This window comes from Streptomyces sp. LS1784 (assembly GCF_020103755.1).
GTDB lineage: Bacteria > Actinomycetota > Actinomycetes > Streptomycetales > Streptomycetaceae > Kitasatospora.
In genome coordinates this window covers 1-7,124 of record NZ_JAHSQD010000422.1, presented here as the reverse complement: position 1 = coordinate 7,124, position 7,124 = coordinate 1, and the positions used below count along the sequence as shown (strand labels likewise).

General features: G+C 75.2%; 9 protein-coding genes. 8 read left to right on the top strand and 1 reads right to left on the bottom strand.

The features are described from left to right. Positions 1-245 precede the first annotated feature (245 nt). From alr to KS423_RS33330, 4 genes are all read left to right on the top strand, one after another. Entirely contained in the window at positions 246-1,445 is a 1,200-nt protein-coding gene (gene alr / locus KS423_RS33345) for an alanine racemase (protein ID WP_224283491.1), read from the top strand. Beyond that, positions 1,442-2,677: an alpha/beta fold hydrolase gene (locus KS423_RS33340; protein WP_224283490.1), complete on the top strand. Its 1,236-nt coding sequence runs from the start codon at positions 1,442-1,444 to the stop codon at positions 2,675-2,677. The genes alr and KS423_RS33340 overlap by 4 nt, the downstream gene beginning before the upstream one ends. A 97-nt stretch (positions 2,678-2,774) precedes the next feature. Then, positions 2,775-3,272, top strand: a complete 498-nt coding sequence (gene tsaE / locus KS423_RS33335) for a tRNA (adenosine(37)-N6)-threonylcarbamoyltransferase complex ATPase subunit type 1 TsaE (RefSeq protein WP_224283489.1) — start codon at positions 2,775-2,777, stop codon at positions 3,270-3,272. A gap of 100 nt (positions 3,273-3,372) precedes the next feature. Then, positions 3,373-3,567: a hypothetical protein gene (locus KS423_RS33330; RefSeq protein WP_224283488.1), complete on the top strand. Its 195-nt coding sequence runs from the start codon at positions 3,373-3,375 to the stop codon at positions 3,565-3,567. A gap of 51 nt (positions 3,568-3,618) precedes the next feature. On the opposite strand, the gene KS423_RS33325 is transcribed toward KS423_RS33330, so the two are convergent. Beyond that, the gene (locus tag KS423_RS33325) at positions 3,619-4,185 is read right to left on the bottom strand and encodes a hypothetical protein (protein WP_224283493.1); all 567 of its coding nucleotides are present in this window, start codon (positions 4,183-4,185) and stop codon (positions 3,619-3,621) included. A 151-nt stretch (positions 4,186-4,336) separates the two neighbouring features. Here KS423_RS33325 and tsaB point away from each other — a divergent pair, with 151 nt between their 5' ends. From tsaB to KS423_RS33305, 4 genes are read left to right on the top strand one after another with little or no spacing between them, the layout of a single operon-like run. After that, entirely contained in the window at positions 4,337-5,011 is a 675-nt protein-coding gene (gene tsaB, locus KS423_RS33320) for a tRNA (adenosine(37)-N6)-threonylcarbamoyltransferase complex dimerization subunit type 1 TsaB (protein ID WP_224283487.1), read from the top strand. A gap of 23 nt (positions 5,012-5,034) precedes the next feature. Continuing rightward, on the top strand, positions 5,035-5,523 hold the full coding sequence (gene rimI / locus KS423_RS33315) for a ribosomal protein S18-alanine N-acetyltransferase (RefSeq protein WP_224283492.1): 489 nt from the start codon (positions 5,035-5,037) through the stop codon (positions 5,521-5,523). After that, on the top strand, positions 5,516-6,622 hold the full coding sequence (tsaD, locus tag KS423_RS33310) for a tRNA (adenosine(37)-N6)-threonylcarbamoyltransferase complex transferase subunit TsaD (RefSeq protein ID WP_224283486.1): 1,107 nt from the start codon (positions 5,516-5,518) through the stop codon (positions 6,620-6,622). The genes rimI and tsaD overlap by 8 nt, the downstream gene beginning before the upstream one ends. Beyond that, on the top strand, positions 6,619-6,879 hold the full coding sequence (locus KS423_RS33305) for a hypothetical protein (RefSeq protein WP_224283485.1): 261 nt from the start codon (positions 6,619-6,621) through the stop codon (positions 6,877-6,879). The genes tsaD and KS423_RS33305 overlap by 4 nt, the downstream gene beginning before the upstream one ends. The last annotated feature ends 245 nt before the right edge of the window (positions 6,880-7,124 follow it).

Sequence of the window (7,124 nt, the reverse complement as noted above, 5' to 3'; positions counted from 1 at the left end):
GCGCCCCGGCGACGGCGCTCGCGGTGGCCGGGGCGCTGCCGGCGGTGTGGCGGGCGGTACGGGCCGACTAGCCCGGAACGTCCGGAAGGCCGGGAAACGGAACCGAACGGTCCGTCGAACGCGTCCGTGCAAGGGACGACGAGCGGTTCGCCGCAGGTCGGCGCGGTGTGCGCGGCCTGGTCGTCGGCAGCTGTGCCGACAGGCCGTTCGGCGAGGACTCCGGGACGTCTGGGAGACTGACCCTGATGACAACTGCGAACACGACCGGCACGGCCACCCTCACCGACGGCGTACGGGCCGAGGCGACCATCGATCTCGCCGCCCTGCGCGGCAACCTCGCGACGCTGCGCGAGCGCGTCGGCAGCGCGGCGGTGATGCTCGCGGTCAAGGCGAACGGCTACGGCCACGGCGCGGTCGAGTGCGCCCGGGAGGCGGTCGCGAACGGGGTTGGCTGGCTCGGTTGTGCGACGCCGGACGAGGCGCTGGCGCTGCGGGCCGCGGGCATCCGTCCGGAGCAGGCCCGCATCCTGTGCTGGCTGTGGACGCCGGGCGGGCCGTGGCGCGAGGCGCTGCGCGCGGACCTGGACATCTCGGTCAGCGGCCAGTGGGCGCTGGACGAGCTGCTGCCCGCCGTGCGCGAGACCGGCATCCCGGCGCGGGTGCACCTGAAGGCCGACACCGGCCTCGGCCGCAACGGTTGCCAGCCGCACGACTGGCCGCAGCTGGTGGCCGCCGCCCGCCGCGCCGAGGCGGAGGGGCTGCTGACGGTCGTCGGCGTCTGGTCGCACTTCGCCGCGGCGGACGAGCCCGGCCACCCGTCGATCCAGGCCCAGTTGGACTCCTACCGCGCCGCGCTGGCCGCGGCCGAGACCGCCGGGCTGCGCCCCGAGGTCCGGCACCTGGCGAACTCCCCGGCCACCCTGCTGCTGCCCGAGTCGCACTTCGACCTGGTCCGCACCGGCCTGGCCGCGTACGGGCTGTCGCCGGTGCCCGAGGTGGGCTCGCCGGCCGACTTCGGGCTGCGCCCGGTGATGGCGCTGACCGCGCGGCTGGCGCTGGTCAAGCACGTCCCCGGCGGGCACGGGGTCAGCTACGGCCACCACTACACGACGCCGGGCGAGACCACCCTGGGCCTGGTCCCGGTCGGCTACGGCGACGGCATCCCGCGGCACGCCAGCGGCACCGGCCCGGTGCAGATCGACGGCAAGTGGCGCACGGTGGCCGGCCGGGTCGCCATGGACCAGTTCGTGGTGGACCTCGGCGGCGACACCCCGGCGATCGGGGACGAGGTGCTGCTGTTCGGCAACGGCGAGCGCGGCGAGCCCACCGCCGAGGACTGGGCCCGTGCCTGCGGCACCATCTCGTACGAGATCATCACCCGGATCGGCGACCGGGTGCCCCGCCGCTACCTGGGCGGCAGCCACACCGAGGGCCCGTCGGCATGACCGGCACACCGGCCGAGGGCAATCCGGTCGCGGTGGTCGCCAAGGCGGCCGGCGCCGCCTCCGGGGTGAGCCGGGCGGGTGTGATCGGGATCTCGGTCGGCGTGCTGGCGGCCGGGGCGGCCGCGGGCCTGGCGATCGAGCGGCTGACCGTCGGCCGGGCGACGCGCCGCCGGGCCCGGACCGAGCTGGACGCGAACGCCCCGTACGGCTCGCTGCGCGGCCGCCCGAAGACGGTGGCCGCGCCGGACGGCACCGAACTGTACGTCGAGCTGGACGGCACCGGCTGGAGCGAGCCGGACGGCGACGGCACCGTCGCCGAGCCGCTGACCGTGGTGTTCTGCCACGGCTACTGCCTCAACCAGGACAGCTGGCACTTCCAGCGGGCCGCGCTGCGCGAGGGCATGCGGCTGGTCTTCTGGGACCAGCGCAGCCACGGCCGCTCCGAGCGCTCCCGCTCGTACCTGGCGGGCGAGCCGGCCGGCATCGACCAGCTGGGCGGCGACCTCAAGGCGGTGATCGACGCCGTCGCCCCGACCGGGCCGCTGGTGCTGGTGGGCCACTCGATGGGCGGCATGACGGTGATGGCGCTGGCCGACCAGCACCCGGAGCTGTTCCGCGAGCGCGTCGCGGGAGTGGCGCTGATGGGCACCCTCGCCGGGGACTGGGACGAGGTCAGCCTCGGTCTGCCGAAGGCCGGCGCGAAGCTGTTCAAGAAGGTCGCGCCCGGGATGGTGAAGCTGCTGGGCCGCCAGGTCGACCTGGTCGAGGCGACCAGGCGGCTGGGCTCGGACGTGGCCGCCGTCTTCTACCGGAAGTTCTCCTTCGGCGGCCGGGACGTCGACCCCGGCGTGGTGCGCTTCGCCGAGCAGCTGTTGGACGCCACCCCGATCGACGTGGTCGCCGAGTTCTACCCGGTGTTCGGCGTGCACGAGAAGTACGAGGCGCTGGCCGCCCTGCGCGGCCTGCCCGCGCTGGTGCTGGCCGGGACGAAGGACCTGCTGACGCCCTCGACGCACAGCGAGGCGATGGCCGAGCAGCTGCCCGGCGCCGAGCTGGTCCTGGCCGAGGGCGCCGGGCACCTGGTGATGCTGGAGCGCGCGGAGCTGGTCGACCACGAGCTGGCGCGGCTGCTCCGCCGGGCCGCCCGCTTCGCCGGGGCGGCGAAGCTGCCCGCGACCGTCCTCGACCTGGCCCGCGAGCGGGCCGCGGAACCCGTCGTCGACCCGGCCTAGGCCCCCGCGCGCCGCACCCGGGCGCGCCGATGTGGCACGGTAGCGGTGGCGGCCGGTGGTCGGTGCGCCGGTACGGACCGAAGGGCATGACACGCGCATGGGCTCGCACGCCACTCTCACCGTCCCCACGCCGGAGCGGATGGGCCGGCTCGGCCGGGAGCTGGCCGCGCTGCTGCGGCCGGGGGACCTGGTGCTGCTCTCCGGTGAGCTGGGGGCGGGGAAGACCACGCTGACCCGAGGCCTGGGGGAGGGCCTGCAGGTCCGCGGGGCGGTGACCTCGCCGACCTTCGTGATCGCCCGGGTGCACCCCTCGCTGGTCGGCGGCCCGGCGCTGGTGCACGTGGACGCGTACCGGCTGGGCGGGGACCTGGACGAGATGGAGGACCTCGACCTGGACGTCTCGCTGCCCGAGTCGGTGGTCGTGGTCGAGTGGGGCGAGGGCAAGGTCGAGCGGCTGTCCGAGGACCGGCTGGAGGTCCGGATCGAGCGCGCCATCGGCGACACCGCGGACGGGGACGACCAGGACCCGCGCCGGGTGGTGCTGACCGGCATCGGCCCGCGCTGGTCGGACGTGGCGCTGGAGGACCTCGGATAGCCGACGGGTTGCCGACAGACTGTCGGCAAGTGTTGCGGGCGGGGTGCCGGGCGTGGTGGGATGGGTGCTGCGGTTAGGTCTGCCTAACTAGGGAGGCGCCATGTCGAGCACCACCCCCGACCCGCAGCGCGCGGTCCCCGCCGCCGGGGCCGGAGACTCCGCCCGCCGCGCTCCGGGAGAGCCGATGCGGGCACTGCTGGCCGCCTGCGCGGCCGCCGAGGCGGTGTCCACCCCGCCCGAACCGCGGCCCGGGCAGGACGAACGGCCCGAGGCGCAGGCGCCCCGGGCCGCGTGAGGCCGCACGTCCCGGACCCGGAGCACGTGGGTCGTCCCGGGCCGTCCGGGATCAGGCGATCACGACCACCTTGGTGTCCTTCGGCGCGAAGTCCCAGAGCAGCTGTCCCTCGGCGCGGCCGCTGCGGATGCCGCCGGTCTTGGCGCTCGGGTCGGTGGTCGGCGTCGCGCCGTCGACCGCCGCGCTGAAGCCGAACACCACGCCGTTCTGCTGCGCGAAGCGCACCACGTGCTCGATCTGCCTGCCGTCCGTCCCCGTGGTGGTCTGGGTGCGGCTGTACACCGCGTAGCTGCCCGGGGCGGGCTCGACCGAGCCCGGGGTGACCGGGAAGGCGACAGCGGCCTGCGGGCCCTTCTTCGGGTCGACCAGCCAGACGTAGTGGCTGCCGATCGAGTACACCACCCGGAGGCCGGTGCCCGAGGCGGCTGGCAGCGGCGGAACGGTCGGGGCGGCCGCGGGGGTCGGCGCCGCGGCGGTGGCCGTGCCGGTCGCCGTGGTGGTGGCGGTGGGCTTGGCGCCGCCCGCCCGGTCCTGGGCGCCGTTGGCCTGGAAGGCCAGCAGGCTCACCACCGCCAGGGCCCCCAGGGTCAACCCCGTGACCACCACTCCAGGACCCATCTTCGCCACGTTGCCGCTCCCGCCGCCGTTTTACGTACGGCCCCATCGTGCCAGGTTCATCCTCGCGGGTCGCAGCGCCTCGGATCTGTGTTCCCGGGTGGTACATGCTGCCGATCGGCCGGTCGGCCCAACGCGGTCTAACCTTGACCCCGTGCTGCTGCTCGCGTTCGACACCGCTACCCCCGCCGTCACCGCCGCCGTCCACGACGGCACGGCCGTCCTCGCCGAGACCCACCAGGTCGACGCCAGGCGCCACGGCGAACTGCTGCTGCCCGCGATCGACCGGGTACTGCGGGCCGCCGGGGTGGACAAGCACCGGCTGACCGGCATCGCGGTCGGCGTCGGCCCCGGCCCGTACACCGGCCTGCGGGTCGGCCTGGTGACCGCCGCCGCGCTCGGCCACGCGCTCGGGCTGCCGGTGCACGGCGTCTGCACCCTGGACGCGATCGCCTTCCAGGCCCGCGCCGAGGGCCTGGCCGGGCAGCCGTTCACGGTCGCCACCGACGCGCGCCGCAAGGAGGTCTACTGGGCCTCGTACGACGCCGACGGCCGCCGCACCGAGGGTCCCGACGTGGACCGCCCGGCCGAGCTGACCCCGCAGGAACGCTCCGTCGGCGCCGGCGCGCTGCTCTACCCCGACGCCTTCCCGGGCGCGCACGGCCCCGAGCACGTCTCGGCCGGCGCCCTGGCGGGCTTCGCCGCCGCCGAGCTGGCCGCCGGGCGCGAGCTGCTGGCGAACCACCCGCTGTACCTGCGCCGCCCGGACGCCCAGGTCCCCGCCGCCTACAAGACCGTTCTAGGGGGCAAGGCGGTGCTTCCGGCGTGAACCACGGCACCACCCTGCGCCCGATGCGCTGGTGGGACATCGCGCCGGTGCTGGATCTGGAGCTGCGGCTCTTCCCCGAGGACGCCTGGTCCGCCGGGATGTTCTGGTCCGAGCTGGCCGAATCCCACCCCGGCGGCACCCGCCACTACACCGTCGCGGCCGCCCCGGACGGCACGATCGTCGGCTACGCCGGGCTGATGGCGATCGCCGGCGAGGGCGACGTCCAGACCATCGCCGTCGACGAGCGCCGCCAGGGCGCCGGCCTCGGCGCGGCGCTGCTCACCGACCTGATCCGGGAGGCCGCCCGGCGCGAGTGCGCCGAGCTGCTGCTGGAGGTGCGGGTGGACAACCCGCGCGCCCAGCGGCTGTACGAGCGCCACGGCTTCGAACCGGTGGGCATCCGGCGCGGCTACTACCAGCCGGCCAACGTCGACGCGCTGGTGATGCGCCTCGACCACCCGAGCACTGACAGCACTGACCCGAAGGACATTGAGGACACCCGCCATGGCTGACGAACCGCTCGTCCTCGGCATCGAGACCTCCTGCGACGAGACCGGCGTCGGCATCGTGCGCGGCACCACGCTGCTGGCCGACGCGGTCGCCTCCAGCGTCAACGACCACGCCCGCTTCGGCGGCGTCGTCCCGGAGATCGCCAGCCGCGCGCACCTGGAGGCGATGATCCCGACCATCCAGCGCGCCCTGGACACCGCCGGGATCAAGGCGAGCGACCTGGACGGCATCGCCGTCACCGCCGGCCCCGGCCTGGCCGGTGCGCTGCTGGTCGGCGTCAGCGCCGCGAAGGCGTACGCCTGGGCACTGGACAAGCCGCTGTACGGGGTCAACCACCTCGCCTCGCACATCTGCGTCGACCAGCTGGAGCACGGCCGGCTGCCCTCGCCGACGATGGCCCTGCTGGTCTCCGGCGGGCACTCCTCGCTGCTGCTCAGCGAGGACATCACCAGCGACGTCCGCCCGCTCGGCGCGACCATCGACGACGCGGCCGGAGAGGCCTTCGACAAGGTCGCCCGGGTGCTCGGCCTCGGCTTCCCCGGCGGCCCGATCGTCGACCGCACGGCCCGCGAGGGCGACCCCGGGGCGATTGCCTTCCCCCGTGGCCTCAGCGGCAGGAACGACCCCGCGTACGACTTCTCCTTCTCCGGCCTGAAGACCGCCGTCGCCCGCTGGGTGGAGGCCAAGCGCCGGGCCGGCGAGGAGGTGCCGATCGCCGACGTGGCGGCGTCCTTCCAGGAGGCGGTCACCGACGTGCTCACCCGCAAGGCTGTCAAGGCGTGCAAGGACAACGGCGTCGACCACCTGATGATCGGCGGCGGCGTGGCGGCCAACTCGCGGCTGCGCGAGATGGCCCAGCAGCGCTGCGACCGGGCCGGCATCCGGCTGCGGGTGCCCCGGCCGGGCCTGTGCACCGACAACGGCGCGATGGTGGCGGCGCTGGGTGCCGAGATGGTGTGGCGCGACCGCGCGCCCTCCGCCTTCGACCTGTCGGCGGACTCCTCGCTGCCGGTCACCGACGTCCACGTGCCGGCTGCGGACATCGGGCACGGCGACTTCCACGGCCAGGCCTACGACGCCCTCGGCGGCGGCGCGGCATGACCGTCGCGGCGATGTGGGAGGCCCGGGCGGCGACCGGTCGGGGGGCTGAACTCGCTTCCTGGGTGCGGGAGTTCGCGCTGCCCGCAGTCCGTGGCGCGGCCGGCCTGGAGCGCGCCGAACTGCTCTCCGCCCCCGGGGAGCGAGTGCTGCTGATCACCTGGTGGAGCGGCGAGCCCGCGCCCGTCGCCGACCCGCCGACCGAACTGCTCGGCCGCCCGGTGCACCGCTGGTCCTTCACCAGTGAGCACGTCGAGTAATCCGAAAAGCGGATGATACGGGGAACCATCGCCCCGGCCGTTACCGTGCATAGCTGAGAGGCAGCTGGACGGGAACCGGGAGCGCGGTGCGGTGAGCAGGGACGGGCGGAGCAGGACCAGGACGTACGCGGCGGGGGCGCTGGCCCTGCTGGCCCTTGCCACCGGGTGCGGCGACAACGGGGGTGGCGCCGGCGCCGCCCCGGCCGCGACCACGGCCGCACCGGCCGCACCCCAGTCCGCCGGCG